The sequence below is a fragment of the Vibrio sp. 10N.222.49.C9 genome, from assembly GCF_041474985.1.
GTDB classification, from domain to species: domain Bacteria; phylum Pseudomonadota; class Gammaproteobacteria; order Enterobacterales; family Vibrionaceae; genus Vibrio; species Vibrio crassostreae_C.
This window is the reverse complement of sequence record NZ_JBFRVD010000540.1, coordinates 1-328: the sequence shown is the minus strand read 5'-3', so window position 1 is coordinate 328 and position 328 is coordinate 1. Positions and strand designations below refer to the sequence as shown.

1 pseudogene is annotated in these 328 nt (G+C 47.9%); it reads right to left on the bottom strand.

Features of this window, described 5'->3' with window-relative positions:
* Window positions 1-328, bottom strand: a pseudogene (locus tag AB4585_RS24370) (hypothetical protein); the annotation flags it as partial.

The following is a 328-nucleotide window of genomic DNA, read 5'->3' as shown; positions in this document are numbered from 1 at the left end:
GGGAACAAGCGCACATAGGCGTACGTTATTTTAGTTGCAATAGCTGAAGATAAAACATGATCGAGGTGGTAGGTGCTTGAAGTGCTGCTAGTTGCTACTGCTTGCCATCGTTGATGAATGTTTGACACGGGTCCGAATACCGCCTTCCAAGCCGCTGTGTAATCGCGGTAGCTCGGGCTTACCCACAGCTCTCTGTATTCTCCGTTGCTTGACCTCACTACTACAACATTGCTAATCAAGCGACGTCCCACTTGCTCAAGAGTGCAGCCTTTTGAGCTTGCCATTGTTTCTAGACTGGCATAGTCAATACTTGCTATTGGGATAGGAA